Below are 21,060 nucleotides of genomic sequence, written 5' to 3'. Positions count from 1 at the left end.
CGCCCCCGCCAGGGCGCCTCCATGGCCGACGTCGCCCGCCTCGCCGGCGTCTCCTCGCAGACCGTCTCCCGTGTCTCCAACGGTTTCCCGGGCGTGACCGAGGAGACCCGGCAGCAGGTCATGGCCGCGATGCGGGAGCTGGGCTACCGGCCCAACAGCGCCGCGCGGGCGCTCAAGCGCGGCGAGTTCCGCACCCTCGGCGTGATCACCTTCTCCCTGTCCACCATGGGCAACATCCGCACGCTGGAGGCGATCGCGACCTCCGCCGCCCAGCACGGTTACGCCGTCACGCTGCTGCCCGTGGCCGTCCCCACCCAGGACGAGGTGAACGGCGCCTTCTCCCGGCTCGGGGAACTCGCCGTGGACGCGGTCATCGTCATCATGGAGATCCACCTGCTCGACGCGGCGACGGTCTCCCTGCCGCCCGGCGTGCAGGTCGTGGTGGCCGACTCGGACGCCGGCGACCGCTACACCGTCGTCGACACCGACCAGGCGGGCGGCGCCCGCGACGCCGTACGGCATCTGCTGGACCTCGGCCACGACACGGTGTGGCACCTGGCAGGGCCGGAGGGCTCCTTCGCCGCCCAGCGCCGTGCCAACGCCTGGCGCACCACCCTCACGGAGGCGGGCGCGGTCCCGCCGCCCCTGGTGCGCGGCGACTGGTCGGCCGAATCCGGTTACCGGGCCGGTCTGCGACTGGCCGAACAGCCGGACTGCACGGCCGTGTTCGCCGCCAACGACCAGATGGCGCTGGGCCTGCTGCGTGCCCTGCACGAACGCGGCCTGAGGGTGCCCGACGACGTCAGCGTCATCGGCTTCGACGACATCCCCGAGTCCGCGTCCTTCCTGCCCCCGCTCACCACCATCCACCAGGACTTCGCGGAAGTGGGCCGGCTCTGCGTCGAGGGCGTCATCGCCAAGATGCGGCACACCGGCACCGCACACGGCACCACCCTCGTCCCGACCCGCCTCGTGCCACGCCGGAGCACGGCACCGCGCCGGACAGGCCCTTAGGTCCTGTCGTCACAGTCCCGCCCGCCCCTGCCTGAAGCGGGCGGCGCCCTCCGTGAGGTCCACGATCGGGGCGGGGTAGTCCAGGTCGGCGCGGGTGGCGTCGTCGAGGGCCGGGAGGCGGTGGATCGTCGCGGCGTCGAGGCCTCGGAGTTCGGGGAGCCAGCGCCGTACGTACTCCCCCCGGGGGTCGAAGCGGCGGGCCTGGACGAGGGGGTTGAGGACCCGGTTCGGGCGGGTGTCCGTGCCGGTACCGGCCACCCACTGCCAGTTGAGCTGGTTGTTGGCGAGGTCGCCGTCCACGAGGAGGTCCAGGAAGTGCCGGGCCCCCACCCGCCAATCCACGTACAGCGTCTTGGTGAGGAAGCTCGCCGCGAGCATGCGGGCGCGGCCCGGCATCCAGCCCTCGTGGCCCAGTTGCCGCAGGGCCGCGTCGACGACGGGGTAGCCCGTGCGGCCCTGCTTCCAGGCCTCGGTCTCCTTCGGGGCGCGGCGCCAGCGGTCGTGCCGGGGGCGGTAGTCGTGAGCGGCGGCGTCGGGGCGGGCCGCCAGGACCTGGTGGTGGAACTCCCGCCAGGCGAGCTGGCGGACGAATCAGGACCGGGTTGTCGTGCACCCGCAGGTCCGCCGTGAACAGGGCGACCGAGACGCGCACGGTTCCTCGACCTCCCCTCAGTGTGTACGGGCGGGTTCCCGGGCGGCCGACTCGGCCGCGGCGGCGATGTTGCGGGTCATGCCGCCGAAGACCGCGGCGTGGAAGGGGGCCACGCCCCACCAGTAGGCGTGTCCGGCCAGTCCGTGCGGATGGAACAGGGCCCGCTGCCGGTACACCGTCCGTCCCCGCTGATCCCGGTCCACGGTCATCTCCAGCCAGGCCAGGCCCGGCAGCCGCATCTCCGCGCGCAGCCGCAGCAGCCGGCCCGGCTCGATCTCCTCCACCCGCCAGAAGTCCAGGCTGTCGCCGACCCGGAGCCGGGTCGCGTCCCGGCGGCCCCGGCGCAGGCCGACCCCGCCCACCAGGGTGTCCAGCCAGCCCCGCAGGGACCAGGCCAGGGGCGAGGAGTACCAGCCGTTCTCGCCGCCGATCGCCTCGACCACCCGCCACAGCTCCTGCGGCGACGCGGCGACCGTGCGCTCGCGGTGATCGGTGTAGAGGCTTCCGCCGGCCCAGTCGGGGTCGGTCGGCAGCGGATCGCTGGGGGCGCGGGGTGTCGAGGCCGAGGACCACCTGGTGGCGACGTCCGCGTCCTGCACGCGCCGCAGGGCCAGCCGGATCGCCCGGTCCAGGCCGACCGGGCCCTCCGGCGGGTCCGGCACGTGGTGGACGATGTCCCGCTCGGCGCAGACCACCTCGTGCTTCAGCGACTCGACCAGCGGGCGAGCGAGGGCACCCGGCACCGGGGTGATCAGGCCGACCCAGAGGCTGGACAGCCGGGGCGTGAGCAGCGGCACGGGGAGGATCACACGCCGGGGCAGCCCGGCGACGGCGGCGTACCGCCGCATCATGTCCTCGTACGTGAGGATGTCCGGCCCGCCGATGTCGAAGGCGCGGTTCACGTCGTACGGCAGCCGCGCGCACCCGACGAGCAGGCGGAGCACGTCGCGGACGGCGATCGGCTGGATGCGGGTGCGCACCCAGCTGGGCGTCACCATCACGGGCAGCCGCTCGGTCAGGTACCGCAGCATCTCGAAGGACGCCGAACCCGAACCGATGATCACCGCCGCGCGCAGGACGGCGGTCGGCACGCCCGAGGCCAGCAGGATGCGGCCCACTTCGGCGCGGGAGCGCAGGTGGGGCGAGAGCGCGTGCTCGGGTACGCCGTACGGGGTCAGCCCGCCGAGGTAGACGATCCGGCGTACCCCGGCGGCGCGCGCCTGTTCACCGAAGATCCTGGCCGCGCGCCGGTCGGTCTCCTCGAAGTCCCGCCCCGTGCCCAGCGCGTGCACCAGGTAGTAGGCGACGTCCATGCCCTCCATCGCCGCGCGCACGGACCCCTCGTCCGTGACGTCCCCGCGTACGGCCTGCGCCTGCCCGGCCCACGGATGGTCGCGCAGCCTGCCGGGCGAGCGGGCCAGACAGCGCACGGCATGCCCGGCGGCCAGCAGCTCCGGCACCAGTCTGCCGCCCAGGTAGCCGGTGGCGCCGGTGACCAGACAACGCAGCGGCCGGTCGTCGTCGGTCATGCCTCGTTGCTCCCCGGGACGTGCCCCGCCCGATGGCTCTGTCGCGTTCACCTGTCCTCTCCCCATGCTTGGCTCGGGGCACGATCACCGCAACCGCACCGCCCGGCGCTCGTCGATCGGGGATCGTCTGCTCGGGGATCGGTGATCGGTGAGATCGGTGATCGGTGAGATCGGTGATTGTGATCGGTGGCTGGAACTTCGGCGGGCTCGTGGGAGTTGGCAGGAGGACGCGCGGAACTCACGCGGACGACCGGAACGACACGGGCTGAAGCCGAGGTGGCACGGAATGGCGATGTGGGATCGGATCAAGGACCAGGCGAAGGGTCTGCAGCAGCAGGCACAGGGGGCGCGGGGCGCGTCCGCCGGTGGACACGGCCGGCCGGGTTCGGGGTCCTCCGGGGGATCGAAGGCTCAGCTGGTGAGCGCGCTCAAGTCCCAGCTCACCTCGCTGAAGACGGAGCTGAAGAGCGGCGCCTACCGGGACGCCAGCATGGCCATGTGCGCCCTGGTCGCCGCGGCCGACGGGCAGGTCGACCCGGCTGAGCGCCAGCATGTGGAGTCGCTGATCCTGAACAACGACGTCCTGCAGAACTTCCCGTCCGAACAGCTGCGGCAGCGCTTCAACAAGCACGTCGACCAGATGGGGTTCAACTTCCAGCAGGGCAAGGCCGAGGCCCTGCAGGAGATCGCCAAGGCCGCGAAGAAGCCGACCGAGGCCAGGGCGGTCGTACAGACCGGGTTCGTCGTCGCGGGTGCGGACGGGTACATCGCACCGGCGGAGGAGCAGGTCCTGCGCGAGGCGTGCTCGGTGCTCAACCTGTCTCCCCAGGAGTTCGGCCTCTGACCGTCACGCACCGAGGCGGCCCCGCCGGAACCGGGGCCGCCCGGCGGGATCAGTCCGCCGTAGGCGGTGTCTTCGGTGCGCGCAGGAGGGCGCCGATCGCCGCGGCGAGGACGACGACGCACACCGCGATCAGGGACGCCGAAAGGCCGTCCATGAAGGCGGACTTGACGCTGTCGGCGAGGGCCGCGCCCCGGGCGCCGAGTTCGTCGGCGACGTGGAGGCCGGCGGCCGCGGAGTGGCGTACGGACCCGGCGGCCTCCGCGGGGAGTTGGTCGACGGAGGCGGGGAGGGAGTCGCGGTAGTGGCTGCCGTAGATCGAGCCCATGAGGGCGATGCCGACCGCTGAACCGACCTCGCGGGTGGTGTCGTTCATCGCGGAGGCGACGCCCTGCTGTCCCCGGCCCAGGGAGCCCGTGATGGCCGAGGTGCCGTCCGCTGCGCTCAGGCCGATGCCGAGACCAGCCAGGACCAGGCCGCCGAGGAAGGGCAGGTAGCCGGAGTCGACGTCGAGCAAGGAGATCAGGAACAGGCCGGCGGCGAGCAGGAACAGGCCGACGGACATGACGGCCTTCATGCCGGCCTTGCGCACCAGGTGCGGGGTGACCATGGAGGTGGGCAGTACGGCCAGGGCGACCGGGACGAGGGCGGTGGCGGCCTTAAACGGGCTGTAGCCGAGGATGAGCTGGGAGTGGTCATCGCGCGGAACTCCTCGACAGGGGTGCGGCCACGGGCTCATCGGCGGGCCGGCGGGTGGTGCACAGCAGGGGCGCCCAGGCGGCGGTGCCGGTGAAGTCGCCGCCGCCCGCGGGGAGGACGTCCATGACGACCCGGTCGGGCCGCAGCAGGACGGCGTCCGCGCGGCCGGAGCGCAGCCAGGCGGCCAGGGTGCCGTCGTCGCCGGTGTCGTGCACGTCGACGACCCGGGCGCCGAGCCCCTCGGTGACGGCCCGCAGCGAGGGCGGCAGGGGCACCGCGGTCAGCACGGCGAAGGAGTCCCCGAGGAGGTCGTCGAGGCGTACGGCCTGACCGTCGTCGCCCGTCGCCCGGGGCTGTGGGCAGAAGGTGCCGCCGAGCCGGCCGCGCCGGGTCAGCGGTCCCGTGGGGAGCGGGCGGCCGAGATCCCGGCCGGCCCTGCCGGTCACCCCGGGGACACGGCAGGCAGCGGCGACGGCGGTGCGGCGCAGTGCGGCGGCGCGGTCCTGGCCGCCGGTCATGGCCCAGCCGGTGGCGACGGCCAGCCGGATGACATGGCGGGCGTGCGGCTTGCGCTCGCGCTCGTAGGTGTCCAACAGACGTTCGTCACCGCCCTGTCGGAGCACGCGGGCGAGCTTCCAGGTCAGGTTGTAGGCGTCCCGCAGCCCCGAGCACAGGCCCTGTCCGACGAACGGCGGGGTGAGGTGGGCGGCGTCACCGAGCAGGAAGACCCGGCCGCGGCGCCAGCGGTCGGCGATGCGGGCACGGAAGGTGTACTGGGCCTGCCGGATGACGTGGAAGTCGTCACCGGAGCCGAGGCGGGACGGGTCCACCCAGCGGGCGACCAGTTCACGCAGCAGCTCCTCGTCGAGCTGCTCCGTCTCGCGCAGCCGGAACTCCCAGCGGTAGCGTTCCTCGCCGATGCGCATGAAGGTCGCCGGACGGTTCGGGTCACAGACCTGTTCGACGCCTCCCCAACAGCGCACGGCGGCCTTCGTCGTCACGTCGATGACGGTCCAGCGCTCCTCGAAACACAGGTCCTCCCACTCGGCGCCGATGGCGGCCCGGGTGAGGCTGCCCGCGCCGTCACAGCCGAGGACCGCGTCCGCGAGCAGCACATGCTCGCCCTCGTCGTTGCGATACGTGACACGGGCCGGCCCGTCCGCGCCGTCCTCGACCGCAGTCACCTCGACCCCGCCCCGCAGCTCGCACTCCGGGCGGCGGGCCAGCGCCTCACGCAGGATCCGCTCCAGCTCGGGTTGGTCGAACATGCTGGTCTGCGGGTAGCCGTGGTGGCCGTGTGGAGATCGCTGGAACTCGGCGATCACGCGGTGCCGGGCGTCCAGCAGCCTGAGGCCGCGCGCGGGACGGGCGACGGCGGTGAACTCGTCGGCGACTCCGGCGGCTTGAAGAATCCTGCGGCCCTCGTCGTCGGTGGCGACGGCGCGGGGCAGCGGGTACACGTCGCGGTGGCGTTCGAGGACGACGGTGCGTACCCCGCGCCGGGCCAGGAGGAGGGCGGCGGTGACGCCCACGGGCCCGGCTCCGACGATCACCACGGGTACGTCGGCCGGGCTGTGCTCGACGGTCATGTGCGGCTCACTTCCGTCGTCTCAGCGCGCGTCGGTCACGGGCGTGCGCTGCCCGCCCAGGTCGATCCGGCCGTCCGGGGTGGCGATGGTGGCGGTGACGACGTCACCGTGGTGCAGGTAGTGGGGGTTCTTGGCCTGCGTTCTGAAGAACGCCTTCCACTTCACCGCGGGCGGCAGCAGCGCGCCGATCTTCTCCACCGGCTTGGGCGGCGCCTTCAGGGCCGTGCCGCCGGGGGTGCCGGTGAGCAGCAGGTCGCCGGGGCCGAGGGTCTGGAAGCGGGCCAGCAGGGTCAGCGCCTGCGCCGGGCGGACGATCATGTCGGCGAGGGTGCGGTCCTGACGCAACTCGCCGTTGACGCTCAACTTCAGCCGCAGATCGAGGAGATGGGCGAAGTCCTCCTCGTCCAGCAGCGCCAGGTACGGCCCGGTCGGGGTGAAGGTCGGGTACGACTTGCTCTCGTAGAACTGCGTCTTGGTCAGCTGGACGTCACGGGCGCTGACGTCGTTGGTGACGACGAGCCCGGCGACGTACGAGGGAAGGTCCTTCTCCTCGACGACGGCGCCGATGGGCATGGGTGCTCCCAGGACGAGGCCGAGTTCGACCTCGTAGTCGAGGAACTTCACGTGGGCGGGCCGGACGATGGCCTCGCCGGGGCCGCTGACCGAGCCGGACGCCTTGCGGAAGAAGGCGGGCGGGATGTCGCCGGTGAAGCCCGAATCGCGGGCGTGGCTGCGGTAGTTGACCATCTGGGCGACCACCCGGCAGGGGGTGGTGACCGGCGAGAGGGCGACCAGGTCGGCGACGGGGGTACCGGGCTCGCCGCTCGCGACGGCCTCCCGGACGGCGGCCCGGTCGGCGATCAGGTCGGCGGTGGTGACGGCCTCGGTGTCGACGCGGACGGCGCGGTCGCCGAGGACGGCCCACCAGCCGTCGGCGGTGCGCAGGACGTTGGTGCTCATGAGTTCATCGCTTTCATCAGGCCCAGCAGACGTGCGGGATCGAGTTCGTTGTCGCCGCGCAGGGCCGTCAGGACCTCGCGCACCTTGGCGGGGGACGGGCTCGCGCCCAGGAAGTCCCGGGTGGCCGGCGGCCCCCACTGGGCCAGCCCGCTCGCCGACATGGGCGCCCAGCCGGGCTCGACGTCGCAGGAGAACAGGTCGCCGTCGGCGTAGTGCTCCAGCATGAAGTGGTCGGGGTCGCGCCAGTAGTCGAAGAGCTGGCTGCCCTGGATGTGCCGGCCGATGCCCCAACTGCGCCGGTAGCCGCGCTCGTTCAGGTACTCGCCGCCCGCGGCGATCGAGTCCAGGTCGGTGACCTGGTAGGCGGAGTGGACGTACCCCGTGCCCGGTCCCAAGTGCATGGCCAGCGTGTGGTGGTCGGCCGGCACGCTGCCCAGGTCACAGCGGAGGAAGGCCATCGTCGGGCCCCGGCCGCGCTGCCCGTCCAGGAACAGGAAGTCGGAGACGATCATCCCGAGGGTGTCCAGGTACCAGTCCAGGGCGCGGGCGAACACCCGTGTCTCCAGGACGACATGGCCCAGGCGCTGGATGCGGGACGGCTCGCGCGGCGGACGCTGAGTGGCGTTCGTACGGCGGTGCCCCGCGCCGGAGTTGAGGAGCAGCGGCCGCTGTCCCGGCAGCTCGGGCAGGGTCTCGGCACAGTGCACGACCCGCACCGGGAAGCCGGACGGGTCGAGCAGGCCGACCGCCTCGCCGCCGCCGGGCACGTCGGCGTCCCGTACGGCCGCCCCGGTCGCCCGCGCCAGCCGGTCCAGGTCGGCCCGCTCGGCCGCGCGGAACGCCGGACCGACGAAACGGGACGTACGACCGCGCCGGATCACCATGCAGGGGGAGCCGGCGAAGGTGCCCCGCAGCCACAGCTCGCCCTCGGTACGGGCGGCGACCTGGAAGCCGAAGTCCAGGGCGAAGACCTCGGCGCGGTCCAGGTCCGGCTTCTCGAACTCCAGCCAGGCCAGGTCCGCCACCTTGATCACGGGGTTGCGGGAGCGGCCGGGATGCTCGCCGCGCAGGGCGCCCTGCTCGCTGTGCAGGTCCTGGTGGGGCGTCGCGACGGCGGGTGGTGCCACGGGTGTTCCAGACATGGTGTCCTCCGAGCGACGATGCCTTAATGAGGAAATCATCAGCTTTGATGGAAGAGTCGTCAATGGCTCGACGAGCATGAATTGATGGATTCATCAGAACTGCGATGGCCGTCGTCTGCGCGGGTAGACTCGGGCCCATGCCTACGTCAGCCCCGCCCGGCAACCGGTTCGAGCGGCGCCGCGCCGAGACCCGGCGGGCGCTCGTCCGCGCGGCCCGGCGGATACTCGCCGAGACCGGTGACACCAGCGCCAGCATCCAGGCGATCGCCGAGCGCGCGGACGTCGGCTTCGGCTCCTTCTACAACCACTTCGAGTCGAAGACCGAGTTGTTCGAGGCTGCCGTGGTGGACGCGCTGGAGGAGTTCGGCCAGACCTTCGACCAACACCTGGCCGGGATCGACGACCCCGCGGAGCTCGTCGCGGCCGGCTTCCGGCTCAGCGCCCGGATGGCCGAGTCCCACCCGGAGCTCATGCAGGTGCTGCGCCGCCGTGGCCTCGGCCATCTCCACTCGGACAACGGCCTGGCCGTCCGGGCCCTGCGCGACCTCCAGGCCGGTATCGCCTCCGGCCGCTTCACCGCCGTGGAGCCGGTGGTCGCCCTGTCGGCCCTGGGCGGCACCCTGCTGTCCCTGGTGGAGCTGCGCTTCGCCCGCCCCGAGCTGGACGGCGACGAGGCCGCCACGAACCTGGCCGAGATGGTCCTGCGCATGCTGGGCGTCCCGCCGGATGACGCCCACGAGGTGGCCCGCCGGCCGTTGCCCGACCTGGGCTGACCGGCGGGACGCCAGGCTTCACGCGTTCCCGGACGTGCCCCCGGACGCGTCCTCGGGCCGGAAGGTGACCGACCGGCCCGAGAAGCGGGCGGTGAGGCCGTCGGCCGTGGTGGTGACCGAGCGCAGGCGCAGCCCGTCGGGAATGTTGCGCAACTGGATCGGCCGCTCGAAGACCTTGTCGAGCAGCGCGTTGCCCCCGCCGGGCAGCACACCGCCCGCGACCTGGAAGTCCTGGAACGCGATGCGGTTGCCCGAGGCCGCCGAGACGGTCGTCGTCACGGTGACCTCTTTGCCGAGGGGCAGCAGGATGGCCGCGCTGACCTGACCCGGGCGACCGCCCTGGGAGATCTCCAGGCCGAGGACCTTCGACACGTCCTCGTACGACAGGAAGGCGGTCGCCTGCGCGCTGCGGGCCCGTGCCTCGCCGTCGTCGTCGGACTTCGTCAACCCGTTCAGCCGCAGGGAGAGTTCGCTCACCGGCAGCGGTCGGGTGGCGTCGCGGGCCGGTATGCCGTGCGCGGTGATGTCCACCTGGCTCAGCGTGCCGGAGGCCGCCTGGGTCACGACGGGGATGCCACGGACGTGGACCTCCGGCGGCAGGGGTGTGCCCATGCCCTCCTGGAACGCCTTGGCCGTGCGGGACTCGATACGTGCCGCGACGGCCCGGTCGACCGCGACGGGCAGGAGAGCCAGCGCGACCAGGACGGCGGCGACGGCCGTACGGCGACGGCGGGGCCGACGGGACTCGTTGCCGTCATAAGGGGCGTCGTAAGGGGGGTAGTACGGCTCGTACTGCGGGTCGTCGTCGTACCCGTACCGGGCCTGATGGCCGGGCTGTCGCGGGAACTCGTGCGGGAACTCGTGCTGGGACCGGTGCATGGGCGGGGCCCTCCTTCAGTGGGCTCGGTCAGTCGGCTCGTCGGGCCCGGTCGGGCGAGTGGGGCCGCTCGGTGTCACGCAGACGGCGGACCGTGGCGGTGGCGGTGTCGCCGTCGACTCCGGCGGCGATCAGGGCGGCGATGGCGGCGCGAGTGCCGTCGTCGGCCCAGATCCCGGAGTTGACGGCGGCGAGGAGGCTCAGCAGGTGGGCCTCGATGGCGCTGCTGAGGGCGCAGGGCGGGACGACGGTATGGAAGACGCCCCGGCGCCGGCCCTCGGCGAGGATGCCGGCGGCCGTCTCGCGGGCCGGGGCGAGGACTTCGCGCACCTGGTCGGGGCTGAGGTCCTGGCCGGCCAGGCCGATCAGGGTGCGGTAGCACTCACCGACCGGCCAGAGGGTGAGAACGAAGCGAGCCAGGGCACTCGCGGGGTCGGTGCGGGGCGCACCCGTGGCGGCCATGGCGAGGCGCACCGCCTCCGCGACCTCGTCGGCGAGCCCCTCCACCAGCGCCGCACGGCCGGCGAAGTGCGTGTAGACGGTGCGCCGCGCCACGCCGGCGGCCTCGGCGATGTCACCGAGGCTGCTGTCGGGGTTGCGGCCCAGTTCGCGTCGGGCCGCTTCCAGGATGCGGGCGCGGGTGGCACGCGTCGCACGGCGCTGCCGTCCGGGCGGTGGGGCTGTCTGGCTGCTCACGTCGGCACCTCGGGGCGTAGGAGGGGGTGAAAGACGGGGCGCGGGCGGGTCCCGGAAGGGAGTCGCTCGATATTTGCACATCGGAGGGCAAGAAACTAGTCTGCTCATCGATGTGCAAATAACAAGCGACCCTGCCCTTGGGAGCCCCTCTTGCCCTTCCTTGCCAACACACCCGTGGAGAAGATGACCGGGCCGTACGCACGGCGTTGGTGGGCGCTGCTCGTGCTCTGCCTGAGTCTGCTGATCGTCGTCATGGCGAACACGTCACTGATCGTGGCCGCGCCGGACATGAGCCGGGACCTGGACCTCAGCAGCAGCGACCTGCAGTGGGTCATCGACGGCTACACCGTCCCGTACGCCGCGCTGATGCTCGTCCTGGGCGCGATCGGCGACAAGTACAGCCGCCGCGGCGCCCTCGTCACCGGCCTGCTGATCTTCGCGGGCGGTTCGGTGATGGGGAGCCTCGTCGATCAGACGGAACTCGTCATCGCGGCCCGCGCGATCATGGGCGTCGGTGCCGCCGTCGTGATGCCGGCCACCCTGTCCCTGCTGGTCGCGACCTTCCCCAAGGCCGAGCGCGCCAAGGCCATCACCGCCTGGAGCGCTACTTCCGGCCTCGCCATCGCCGTCGGCCCGCTGCTCGCGGGTTGGCTCCTTGAGGCCCACGCCTGGGGCTCGACGTTCCTGATCAACGTGCCCATCGCGGCCATGGCCGTGGTCGGCGCGCTCGTCCTCGTACCGCCGTCCAAGGCGGAGGGCATGGGCCGGATCGACTACGTCGGCGGGCTGCTGTCGATCGTCTCCATCGGCTCCCTGGTCTACGCGACCATCGAGGGCCCGCACTTCGGCTGGGGCACCGGCCCGGTCACCGCGGCCGTCGTCGCGGGCGTCGGTCTCGTCGCCTTCGTGGCCTGGGAACTGCGCCACCCGCACCCGATGCTGGACGTGCGCAAGTTCCGGCTGCGCCCCTTCACCGGCTCGATGATCGCGGTGCTGTTCTTCTTCTTCGGCACCTTCGGCGCGATCTACTACTCCACCCAGTTCCTGCAGTTCGTCCTCGGCTACGACGCCCTGGAGACCGGCATACGGCTGCTGCCGCTGGCCGCAGCGGTCTTCCTCGGCGCCGCGGTCACCGGCAGGCTGACCCCGAAGCTCGGGGTGAAGGCGATGGTGGTGGCCGGCATGGCCATCGGTACCGCCGGTGTCTTCCTGCTCACGCAGATCGACAAGGGCTCGACGTACACCGACTTCCTGGCCCCGATGATGATGCTGGGCTTCGCGATCGGCCTGAGCGTCTCCCCGGCCACCGACACCGTCATGGGCTCCTTCCCCGAGTCCGAGCTGGGCGTAGGCGGCGGCGCCAACGACACCTCGATGGAGCTGGGCGGCTCCCTGGGCATCGCGCTGCTGGGCTCCCTGCTCGGCACGGCGTACCGGGACGAACTCACCGACCTGATCGGCGGCCGGCTCCCGGCCGCGGCGCTGGAGACGGCCAAGGACTCGGTGGGCGGCGGGCTCGCGGTCGCCGAGGAGGTCGCGAAGAACCCGGCCGGCGGGGCGCAGCAGGCGCAGGCCCTGGTCGACGCCGTCCACGAGGCGTTCGCCCAGAGCATCGCCCACACCAGCCTGGTCGGCGGGATCATCATGGCCGCCGGAACGCTGATCGTCCTCGCCGTCCTGCCGGGCCGTCGCAAGACCGACCAGCACCGCCGGGAGGACACGCGGGAGACGGAGCAGCGGCCCCAGGAGGAGCGCGCGGGCGTCGCCTGAGCGGCCGCCACCCCGAAGCGGGCCGTGCCTTGAGCGGCGCACGGCCCAGGACGGTGCCGGGAGGGGACGCCCGGCACCGTCCTGGTGCTGTCAGGAGGAAGGTGCACGTCCAGACGTAGGTCCGGAACGCCCGGCCTCCCACCCCCCGCCGCCGACGCGGCGGCAGGGTCGTCCTGTCACAGCCACGAGGGCAGGGCGACCAGGCCGGGACGGGTCGTACGCCCGGTCGCCCACGCCAGCAGTTCCGCGGCCGGGCCCTCGGCGCGTGCGGGCGGTTCGGGGGTGGCCGGGCCCAGGTGCCAGGTGGTGGCGCGGTCGGTCGGGGTGAGGCGGACCGCGGGGCAGCCGGGGCGGGTGGAGAGGGCGGTCGTCACGTCGTCCAGCAGGGTGTCGACCAGGTCGGCGGGCAGATCGGCGAAGGTCACCCCGGCCGCGAGGTCGACGGCGTGCAGCCACACCTCGCGCACCCGCATCCAGGGGATCTCGGCCGCGGGAATGGTCCGGCCCAGTGCGCTCTTGACCTCGGCCCGCCACGCGGTGGCGTCCAGGGCCGCCAGGGCCACGTCCAGGTCGGCGGCCGTGGACTTCAGTTGCATCCGCAGCACGTCGGGCCCGAGCGCCGCCGAGGACTCGATCTCGGCGGCGCGCTGCTCACGGTCGGCGTACATGGGAGTGACCACGCCGGTTCGGGCCCAGGCCACGAGGCGGCCGAGGGCCTCGGCGTTGCGGGCCAGGTGGCCGACGACATGGGCCCGGGTCCAGCCGGGAAGGGCGGTCGGCGCGCCCAGGTCGTCGTCGGCGAGCCGGTCGGCGGCGGCGAGCAGCCGGGCCGTGCCTTCGCGCATCCAGGGCAGGGTGACGGTCAGGTCGTGGCGGTCACGGACGTCACAGCGGTCATGGCCGTCCCGACCCGCCTGGCGGACGTTCTGTTCCCGGCTCGTCATCCCGCGCTCCCCGCGATCCGGGACGCGATGTCCGCCCGCAGCGCCTTCTTGTCGATCTTGCCGACCTTGGTGGACGCCAGCTCCTCGACGACCACGAGGTGCTCGGGCAGCTTGAAGCGGGCGACCCCGGCCTCCTCCAGGGCGGCGCGGATCTCACCGAGCGTCAGGTCCCGCCGGCCCGGCCCGGTGACGACGTACAGGCAGACTCGTTCGCCCAGTTCCGGGTCGGGCATGGCCACGGCGGCGACCTGGCTGACGTCGGTGAGCCGGTAGACGAGGTTCTCGATCTCCTCCGCGGAGACCTTCTCCCCACCCCGGTTGATCATGTCCTTGTCGCGGCCCTCGACGACGAGGTTGCCGTCCGGGGTGAGCCGGCAGATGTCGCCGCTGCGGTACCAGCCGTCGGCGGTGAAGGCCCGCTTGTTGTGCTCGGGGGCCCGGTAGTAGCCGCGGGGGGTGTAGGGGCCGCGGGTGAGCAGGGAGCCGGGCTCGCCGTCGGGGACGTCCCGGTCGAGTTCGTCGACGAGACGTACCTCGTCGTCCGGGCACATGGGGCGGCCCTGGGTGGTGCAGATGACGTCCTCGGGGTCGTCGAGGCGGGTGTAGTTGAGCAGGCCCTCGGCCATGCCGAACACCTGCTGGAGGGTCGCGCCGAGGACCGGGCGGACACGGCGGGCGAGTTCGTCCGCGAGCCGGGAGCCGCCGACCTGGAGCACCCGCAGGCTGCGCATCTGCTGCGCGCCGTGCCGTTCGGCGTGTTCGAGCCAGCGTCCGGCGACGGCGGGGACGACGGCGGTGTGGGTGACCCCCTCCGCCGCGACGGTGGCGAAGGCGCGGCCCGGTTCCGGGCTGGGCAGCATGACCACCCGGCCGCCGGCCAGCAGGGTGCCGAGGATGCCGGGGCATGCGAGGGGGAAGTTGTGTCCGGCGGGCAGGCCCACCAGGTAGACGGTGTCGGCGTCGACGCCGCTGACCTCGGCGCTCACGCGGGCGTTGCAGGCGTAGTCGTCATGGGTGCGGGCGATCAGCTTGGGCAGGCCGGTGGTGCCGCCGGACAGCAGGAACACCGCGACGTCACGGCTGCCGGGGGCGACGGCGTCCAGCCGCGCCCGGTCGGCCGCCGGATCCTCGCCGGGCGCGCACAGGGCGCGCAGGTCCAGGCTGCCGGGCTCGATCTCCTCCCCCGCCACCAGGACGTGCCAGGGCCCGGGCGCCTCTTTGCCCAGCTCGTGCGCGAGCGCCTGGTGGTCGAAGTCGCGCAGCCGGTCGGGTACGGCGATGGCGGCGGCCTCGGAGTGGGCGGCGAGGTAGGACAGTTCCAGGCGGCGGTGGGCGGGCAGCGCCATGACGGGGACGATCCCGGCGCGCAGGCAGGCCCAGGTCAGGACGGTGAACTCCCAGCCGTTGGGCAGCTGGACCAGGATGCGGTCCCCGGCGGTGAGGCCGAGGTCCAGCAGACGGACGGCGGCCGCGTCGGCGCGGTCGGCCAACTCGGCGTAGGTCAGCCGCAGTTCGCCGTCGACGAGCGCGGTCACGTCGGGCGAGCGCTCGGCGCTCTCGCGCAGCAGGTCGCCCAGCGGGCGGCCGGCCCAGTACCCGGCGGCCGCATAGCGGGCGGCGTCGGCGTCGGGCCAGGGAACCGTGCCTTCACTGATGGGTGCGGCCATCAGTCACCACCTCCGGTGCAGGGGCTCGAAGCGGCGATACATACAGCATCCAGCGCCACGAGGCCCTGGGCGGTCAGCCGCAGTGGATTGATTTCGATCTCGGCGAGTTCGGGGTGGGCGACGAGCAGGTCCCCCAGGGCCGCCGCCACCTCGCCGAGCGCGAAGGGGTCGAGGACGGGACCACCGCGCCAGCCGTCGAGGAGGGCACGTCCGGCCAGCTCGGCGGGCATGCCGGCGGCTTCCTCCCGGCTGAGCGGGGCGAGCCGCAGTGCCACGTCGGCCAACGCCTCGGCGGTCGTACCGCCCAGGCCGACCAGGACGACGGGGCCGAACACGGGGTCGCGGCGGGCGCCTACGACCAGGTCGACGCCGGGTGGGGCCATCGACTCGACCAGGAAGCGGGGTGCCTGCGGCGCTTCCATCGCCTCGGCGCCTTCGGCGCCGGACTCGGTCCCACCCGCACCACCCGTACAGCTTTCGTGGTCGAGTGCGGGTGGCCCCGGTGGGGCGGACGCACCATCGGCGACTTCGGGTCCATGGTCAGGCTCGCCCGCCATGGCTCGGTGGTCGGCCCCGGCCGCTCCGGCCGTACGGGGGACGCGCGCGGCCGCCTCCTCCATCGCGTCCAGTGCCTCGTCCAGTTCCGCCGGTGTACCCACGCCCAGCCGAACCCCGCCGAGCTCCGTCTTGTGCAGGACGGACGCGTCCAGCAGCTTGACCGCGACCGGGCCGGGCAGTTCGGCGAGCGCCCGGTGGGCCTCGGTGCGGTCGGCGCAGTCCCGGCGGGGCATGGTCGGTACGCCCAGGCGGTCCAGGAGTGTCTTGGCCTGGTCCTCGTCCCAGGGGCCGGGGCCCACGTCCAGGCGCGTCGGGGGGACGGGGGTGGCGGTCTCGGCCGTCGTCCGGCTTCGGGCGCGGGCGTCGGCCAGCAGGGCGCCGGTCATGGCGGCGAGGCCGTGCGGGTCGCCGGTGACCGGGACGCCCCGGTCGAGCAGGGCCCGGCGCACGCGCCGTACGCCGTCGCCCGTGCCGCCGACTCCGAGCAGCAGCGGCACGTCGTCGCCGGCCGCCGCCACGGCCTCGACCAGGTCGAACGCGCCCGGTTCGTGCAGCGCGTACCCGGCGATCAGGTCCACGGCCCCGTCGGCGGCCACGGCCCGCAGCACGGCGGCGAAGCCGGGGCCGGGACGGCCGGTGTCCACCGGGTTGGCCTGGTAGGTCAGCGGGGGCAGGACGGCCGCGAGGGCGCGCCGGGTCTCCTCGGCCAGCTCGGGCACGGCGGCGCGGCGGCCCCGCAGTTGGTCCAGGAGCAGCAGCCCCGGCCCGGCCTGCGCGGTGACCACGCCCACGCCCGGGTCGGCGCAGGCGGGCAGTCGTACGAGGGACAGGGCGCCGACCGCGTCGACCAGTTCGCGTTCGTCGTCGACCAGCACGGCGCCCGCCTGGGCGAGGGCGGCGCGGGTGGTGCGCCAGGAGGTGGCCAGGGCGCCGGTGTGGGAGGCGGCGAAGGCGCCGACGTCATGGCGGCCGACGACGAGCGCGACGACCGGGCGGGTCGCGGCGAGCCGGGCCACCGCGTCGGTCAGCCGGCGTCCGTCGGCGACGGACTCGAGGTGCAGGGCGACGGCGGTGGTGTGCGGGTCGGTGGTCAGGTGCTCCAGGACGTCGGCGGCCGTGACGTCCACGCCGTTGCCGAGCCCCACCGCGAGACTCACTCCGTGTCCGGCCTCGGTGAGCAGGAACGCCAGGGCGTGGTTGACGCCGCCGCTGGCCGCCACGACCGCGATCCGGCCGGCGGGCACCTCGGCCGCGCCCGGTACGAAACTCGCCGTGAGGCCCGGTGCGAGGAAGCCGGAGGTGTTCGGGCCGAGCAGCCGGATACCGGTGCGCGCGACGACATCGGCCAGCTCACGCTGGTACCGCTCGCCGTCCGGACCGGCCTCGGCGAACCCGCCGCCGTACACCACGGCGGCCCGCGCCCCGGCCTTGGCTGCCTCGGCGACGGCGTCCGCGCAGGCCCGGGCCGGGAGGCAGACGAGGGCGAGGTCGACGGGGCCGTGCTCGGCGGCCTCGGCGACCGAGGCGTACACCCCGGCGGCCGGTTCCGGGTCGCGCGCGTTGACCAGGGCCACGTGGCCGGAGAACCCGGCGACCGAGCGGGCGAGCGCGGCACCCAGCTTCGACGGGTCGCGGGAAGCACCGATGACGGCGATGCCGCGGGGAGTGAAGAGCCCGTCCAGGGCGGTGCTCGTGCCCGCTGTATCGGTGGTGATCGTGATCTCGGTGCTCGTCATGCGGTCACCTCCCAGGCCGCGACGGTGTCGGCGGTGGCGCCGACCAGGTCGGTCCGGCCGGACAGCACCGCCGTCACCGCGCGGTCGCGGTCCAGCGCGTCGTCCACCAGGAGCGCGGGCAGGCCGTGCCGCAGGCGGGTCCGCTCGGTGAGCAGGGCGCGGGTGTGGGCCGTCCCGCCCTGTACGGCGACCAGCAGCGGACCGGCACCGGTGAGGTCGGCGAGGAGCTCGTAGGCGGCGGCGAGGCCGGTTTCGTCGTCGGGGGCCGTGATCCGCGCGCCCCACGGCTCCGGCGACGCCGGGGCGGACGCCCGCAGGGGCAGCGGTTCTCCGGTGCCGCCCACCGCGGTGGTGCCGTCCGGCCCGACCAGCATGACCCGGCTGGGCAGTCGGCATGTGCCGAGGTCGAACGGGGTGTCCAGGGGCTCGGAACCGCCGTTGCGTTGCTGCCAGCGGTCGTGACTGTCGTGGACGAAGTCCGGGGCCCGCCGGGCCAGCCGGGCGTCGGTGATGCTGCGGGAGAGGAAGTGGTAGGCGAACTGCCAGGGCTCGAAGGCGTCGTGGTAGGCGCCGAACTGCTCCCACCAGCCCAGACTGGGCCGGGCCGCGCCCTGGATCGCCTCGACCGAGGGGCGGGCCGCCGCCTCGTAGGCGGCCAGCGCGGCCGGGAGGTCGTCGCCCTGCTTGGTGAGGGCCGCCGCGAGCGCGATCGCGTCCTCCATGGCCATCTTGGTGCCGGAGCCCACGGAGAAGTGCGCGGTGTGCACGGCGTCGCCGAGCAGGACCACCGGGCGCGGCTCGGTGACGTACCAGTGACGGGTGCGCCGGGTGCGGAAGTTGCCCCAGCGGGAGTTGTTCACGAGCAGGCGGTGTCCCTCGATCTGCTCGGCGAACAGCTCCTCCAGGTACGCCTTGCTGGTGAGGTCGCTCGCTCCCGGTGGCTGGGTGACGTCGAACGCGTCCAGCCCGGCGGCCCGCCAGGACTCCTCGTCGGTCTCGACGATGAAGGTGCTCACGTCCGCGCTGATGGGGTAGCCGTGCACGGCGAACACGCCGTGCGGGCCGCGTTCGTGGACGAAGGTGAGCCCGTCGAACATGTAGTCCGTGCCGAACCAGATGAACTTCGCCGTCGCCGTCTCGACGGACGGCGCCAGCCGCTCCGCCAGCAAGTCGCGGATCCGCGAGGACGTGCCGTCGGCGGCGACCACGAGGTCGTAGCCGTCCAGGTCGTCGAGGCCGACCTCGGTCTCGAAGCGCAGGTCCGCGCCCAGGCCGCGCGCCCGCTCCTGGAGCAGCGCCAGCAGGGTGCGGCGGACGATCGCGGCCATGCCGTTGCCGCCGCAGCTGATCCGCTCGCCCTTCAGCCGGACCTCGATGTCGTCCCAGTGCCGGCCGTGCGCGTCCAGCGCCTCACGGAGCACGGGGTCGGCCGCGTGGATCCCGGCGAGCGTACGGTCGGAGAACACCACGCCGAAGCCGAACGCGTCGTCGGCCCGGTTGCGTTCGAAGACCGTGACCTCGACGGACGGGTCGGCCTGCCGGATCAGCGCGGCGAAGAACAGCCCTCCGGGGCCGCCGCCGACGACAGCGATGCGCATGTCAGCTCCTCACCGGAGTGTCGCCACTCACCGGAGTGTCGCCGCTCACCAGGGTGTTGCGGCACTCGCCGACGCCCTCGATCCGCGTCACCAGATCGCTGCCCTCGGCGAGATAACGCGGGGGCTTGCGGGCGTGGCCGACGCCGCCGGGGGTGCCGGTGGCGATGAGGTCGCCGGGGACGAGGGTGACGATCCGCGAGATGTACGCCACCAGGGCCGCCGGGTCGAAGACCAGGTCACCGGTGTCGGCCTTCTGCATCAGCTCGCCGTCGACGGTGCAGCTCAGCTCGGCCGACAGCGGGGCGTCGCCGGGCTCGGCGGTGACCAGCCACGGCCCGACCGGTGTACTCGCCTCGAAGGTCTTGCCCTGCAGCCACTGCGGCGAGCGGTACTGGAAGTCGCGCGCCGTGACGTCGTTGACCACCGTGTACCCGGCGATCGCGGCCCGCGCCTCCTCCAGCGACGCGTGCCGGACCTCGGCGCCCACGATCACGCCGAGTTCGGCCTCCCAGTCCACCGCGTCCGATCCGGCGGGCAGCACGACCGCGTCGTACGCGCCGACCTGGGCACGGGCGAACTTCGCGAAGAGCGCGGGGTGTTCGGGCAGCTCGCGGCCCATCTCCAGGATGTGGTTGCGGTAGTTGAGCCCGACGCACACGATCTTCTCGGGGGACGGCACCGGTGGCGCGTAGTCCAGGCCGGCCAGGTCTCGGCGGGGTCCGTCCGCGGCGGCGGCCTCGGCGCGCCAGTCGGGGCGGCGCAGCAGCGCGCCCAGGTCGGGGTGGCCGAGTTCGACGGCGGCGGCGTCGTCCACGCGGACGGCGCGGGTGCCGTCGGTGGTGCGGATGGTGGCGAGCCTCATGCGGAAGGCTCCTCTCGGTGCGTGCGGGCCAGGCCGATCGCCTCGTACACGGGATCGTCGGAGAAGCGGAAGGCGTCGAGGCCACTGTCGGTGGTGAGGGTGAGCGGGGCCCAGGACGGGACGGCGAACAGATCGCCCTTCGTCACCTCGTACCGCTCGCCGCCGACCTCGACCGTGCCGGTGCCGTCGAAGACCTGCCAGACGGCGGAGCCGACCACGCGGGTGGTCGCGGTACGCGCCCCGGCGCGCAGCCGGTGCATCTCGGTGCGGATGGTGGACAGGGCGTCCCGGGCGGTGGCCGGGTCGGTGAACCGTACGACCGCGTGACCGGGCTCCAGCACGCCGGGGAAGCCCTCGTCCTCCAGCTCCAGCTGGGCGGTGAGCGCGGCGTCGGTGTGCTCCCAGCGGTACGCCATCAGCGGGGAGGACGGGGTGGCGGGGGCGCCGACCGGGCGCAGGCCCGGGTGGCCCCACAGGCGTTCGTTGCGGGAGGCGGCCGGGGTCGCGCGGGTGGCGAGCCGGTCGGGTCCGAACTCGAAGAATCCGGCGTCCAGTTGGCGCACCAGCGGGATGTCCAGGCCGTCGATCCAGGCCATGGGCTCGTCGGTGGTGTTGTGGTGCTCGTGGAAGTGCATGCCGGGCGTCAGCAGCAGGTCGCCCCGGCGCATCGCCACCGGGTCGCCCTCCACGTTCGTCCACACGCCCTCGCCCTCGACGACGAAGCGGAACGCGGTCTGCGTGTGGCGGTGCGCGGGCGCCTCCTCGCCGGGGCCGAGGTACTGGATCGCGGCCCACAGTGTGGGGGTGGCGTAGGCGGTGCCGGGCAGGCCCGGGTTGGCCAGTGCGATGGCGCGGCGCTCGCCGCCCCGGCCGACCGGGACGAGGGTGCCGCTGCGTTCGGCGAGCGGGTGCAGCACCGACCAGCGCCACAGGGCGGGCACGGCGTCCGGCTGCGGGACCTGCGTCATCAGACCCTCGCGCTGGGTCCACAGGGGTGTCAGATGCGCGGCCTCGAAGTCGGCGTAGAGCCTCTCCAGCGCGGCACGTTCGTCAGTGATCGTCACGGCGGACTCACTCCTTCGGGGTGACCTGCCCCTAACGTACGACACTAACGAGACGGCCGTCTAGATTCTGAAACGCCTTTCTGTGCCAC

Annotated in this window: 17 protein-coding genes and 1 pseudogene; 4 read left to right on the top strand and 14 right to left on the bottom strand. The window is 73.4% G+C overall.

Going from position 1 to position 21,060, the window contains the following annotated elements:
- Positions 1 to 21 precede the first annotated feature (21 nt).
- Complete coding sequence (locus ACIREI_RS28345) at positions 22 to 1,014, top strand: LacI family DNA-binding transcriptional regulator (RefSeq protein ID WP_403338752.1); 993 nt, start codon at positions 22 to 24, stop codon at positions 1,012 to 1,014.
- 9 nt (positions 1,015 to 1,023) lie between these two features.
- Here the strand turns inward: ACIREI_RS28345 and ACIREI_RS28340 are convergent.
- Positions 1,024 to 1,605: pseudogene (locus ACIREI_RS28340) on the bottom strand (FAD-binding domain-containing protein); the annotation flags it as partial.
- Positions 1,606 to 1,683: 78 nt separating this feature from the next.
- The gene (locus ACIREI_RS28335) at positions 1,684 to 3,195 is read right to left on the bottom strand and encodes an SDR family oxidoreductase (RefSeq protein WP_403338439.1); all 1,512 of its coding nucleotides are present in this window, start codon (positions 3,193 to 3,195) and stop codon (positions 1,684 to 1,686) included.
- A 286-nt stretch (positions 3,196 to 3,481) separates the two neighbouring features.
- On the opposite strand from ACIREI_RS28335, the gene ACIREI_RS28330 reads away from it, so the two are divergent.
- Positions 3,482 to 4,039 (top strand): tellurite resistance TerB family protein, encoded by a 558-nt coding sequence (locus ACIREI_RS28330; RefSeq protein WP_403338437.1) that lies wholly within the window; start codon positions 3,482 to 3,484, stop codon positions 4,037 to 4,039.
- Positions 4,040 to 4,088: 49 nt separating this feature from the next.
- Here the strand turns inward: ACIREI_RS28330 and ACIREI_RS28325 are convergent, their stop codons facing one another.
- From ACIREI_RS28325 to ACIREI_RS28310, 4 genes are read right to left on the bottom strand one after another with little or no spacing between them, the layout of a single operon-like run.
- The gene (locus ACIREI_RS28325) at positions 4,089 to 4,775 is read right to left on the bottom strand and encodes an MFS transporter (protein ID WP_403338434.1); all 687 of its coding nucleotides are present in this window, start codon (positions 4,773 to 4,775) and stop codon (positions 4,089 to 4,091) included.
- Positions 4,732 to 6,324 (bottom strand): bifunctional 3-(3-hydroxy-phenyl)propionate/3-hydroxycinnamic acid hydroxylase, encoded by a 1,593-nt coding sequence (locus tag ACIREI_RS28320; RefSeq protein ID WP_403338431.1) that lies wholly within the window; start codon positions 6,322 to 6,324, stop codon positions 4,732 to 4,734. Before ACIREI_RS28320 ends, ACIREI_RS28325 begins: the two co-directional genes overlap by 44 nt.
- 21 nt (positions 6,325 to 6,345) lie before the next feature.
- Positions 6,346 to 7,284, bottom strand: a complete 939-nt coding sequence (locus ACIREI_RS28315; protein ID WP_403338428.1) for a fumarylacetoacetate hydrolase family protein — start codon at positions 7,282 to 7,284, stop codon at positions 6,346 to 6,348.
- The gene (locus ACIREI_RS28310) at positions 7,281 to 8,426 is read right to left on the bottom strand and encodes a VOC family protein (RefSeq protein WP_403338426.1); all 1,146 of its coding nucleotides are present in this window, start codon (positions 8,424 to 8,426) and stop codon (positions 7,281 to 7,283) included. Before ACIREI_RS28310 ends, ACIREI_RS28315 begins: the two co-directional genes overlap by 4 nt.
- A gap of 137 nt (positions 8,427 to 8,563) precedes the next feature.
- Here ACIREI_RS28310 and ACIREI_RS28305 point away from each other — a divergent pair, with 137 nt between their 5' ends.
- Positions 8,564 to 9,199: a TetR/AcrR family transcriptional regulator gene (locus ACIREI_RS28305; protein WP_403338424.1), complete on the top strand. Its 636-nt coding sequence runs from the start codon at positions 8,564 to 8,566 to the stop codon at positions 9,197 to 9,199.
- An 18-nt stretch (positions 9,200 to 9,217) separates the two neighbouring features.
- Here the strand turns inward: ACIREI_RS28305 and ACIREI_RS28300 are convergent, their stop codons facing one another.
- Positions 9,218 to 10,078, bottom strand: a complete 861-nt coding sequence (locus ACIREI_RS28300) for a DUF2993 domain-containing protein (protein ID WP_403338421.1) — start codon at positions 10,076 to 10,078, stop codon at positions 9,218 to 9,220.
- 28 nt (positions 10,079 to 10,106) lie between these two features.
- Complete coding sequence (locus ACIREI_RS28295; protein WP_403338418.1) at positions 10,107 to 10,772, bottom strand: TetR/AcrR family transcriptional regulator; 666 nt, start codon at positions 10,770 to 10,772, stop codon at positions 10,107 to 10,109.
- Positions 10,773 to 10,922: 150 nt separating this feature from the next.
- Here ACIREI_RS28295 and ACIREI_RS28290 point away from each other — a divergent pair, with 150 nt between their 5' ends.
- The gene (locus ACIREI_RS28290) at positions 10,923 to 12,542 is read left to right on the top strand and encodes an MFS transporter (protein ID WP_403338415.1); all 1,620 of its coding nucleotides are present in this window, start codon (positions 10,923 to 10,925) and stop codon (positions 12,540 to 12,542) included.
- A gap of 176 nt (positions 12,543 to 12,718) precedes the next feature.
- On the opposite strand, the gene ACIREI_RS28285 is transcribed toward ACIREI_RS28290, so the two are convergent.
- The 6 genes from ACIREI_RS28285 to ACIREI_RS28260 are packed head-to-tail and all read right to left on the bottom strand — an operon-like array spanning position 12,719 to position 20,971.
- Positions 12,719 to 13,486: a maleylpyruvate isomerase family mycothiol-dependent enzyme gene (locus ACIREI_RS28285; RefSeq protein ID WP_403338413.1), complete on the bottom strand. Its 768-nt coding sequence runs from the start codon at positions 13,484 to 13,486 to the stop codon at positions 12,719 to 12,721.
- The gene (locus ACIREI_RS28280) at positions 13,483 to 15,153 is read right to left on the bottom strand and encodes a (2,3-dihydroxybenzoyl)adenylate synthase (RefSeq protein WP_403338410.1); all 1,671 of its coding nucleotides are present in this window, start codon (positions 15,151 to 15,153) and stop codon (positions 13,483 to 13,485) included. The genes ACIREI_RS28285 and ACIREI_RS28280 overlap by 4 nt, the downstream gene beginning before the upstream one ends.
- Positions 15,153 to 17,447: an acetate--CoA ligase family protein gene (locus ACIREI_RS28275; protein ID WP_403338408.1), complete on the bottom strand. Its 2,295-nt coding sequence runs from the start codon at positions 17,445 to 17,447 to the stop codon at positions 15,153 to 15,155. Before ACIREI_RS28275 ends, ACIREI_RS28280 begins: the two co-directional genes overlap by 1 nt.
- Positions 17,444 to 19,045 (bottom strand): FAD-dependent monooxygenase, encoded by a 1,602-nt coding sequence (locus ACIREI_RS28270; RefSeq protein WP_403338406.1) that lies wholly within the window; start codon positions 19,043 to 19,045, stop codon positions 17,444 to 17,446. Before ACIREI_RS28270 ends, ACIREI_RS28275 begins: the two co-directional genes overlap by 4 nt.
- Before the next feature lies 1 nt (position 19,046).
- On the bottom strand, positions 19,047 to 19,907 hold the full coding sequence (locus ACIREI_RS28265; protein ID WP_403338404.1) for a fumarylacetoacetate hydrolase family protein: 861 nt from the start codon (positions 19,905 to 19,907) through the stop codon (positions 19,047 to 19,049).
- Positions 19,904 to 20,971, bottom strand: a complete 1,068-nt coding sequence (locus tag ACIREI_RS28260) for a cupin domain-containing protein (protein ID WP_403338402.1) — start codon at positions 20,969 to 20,971, stop codon at positions 19,904 to 19,906. The genes ACIREI_RS28265 and ACIREI_RS28260 overlap by 4 nt, the downstream gene beginning before the upstream one ends.
- Positions 20,972 to 21,060 lie beyond the last annotated feature (89 nt).

It is taken from the genome of Streptomyces sp. NPDC093591 (assembly GCF_044764885.1).
Taxonomy (GTDB): Bacteria; Actinomycetota; Actinomycetes; order Streptomycetales; family Streptomycetaceae; genus Streptomyces.
This window is presented reverse-complemented; position numbering and strand designations above follow the sequence as displayed.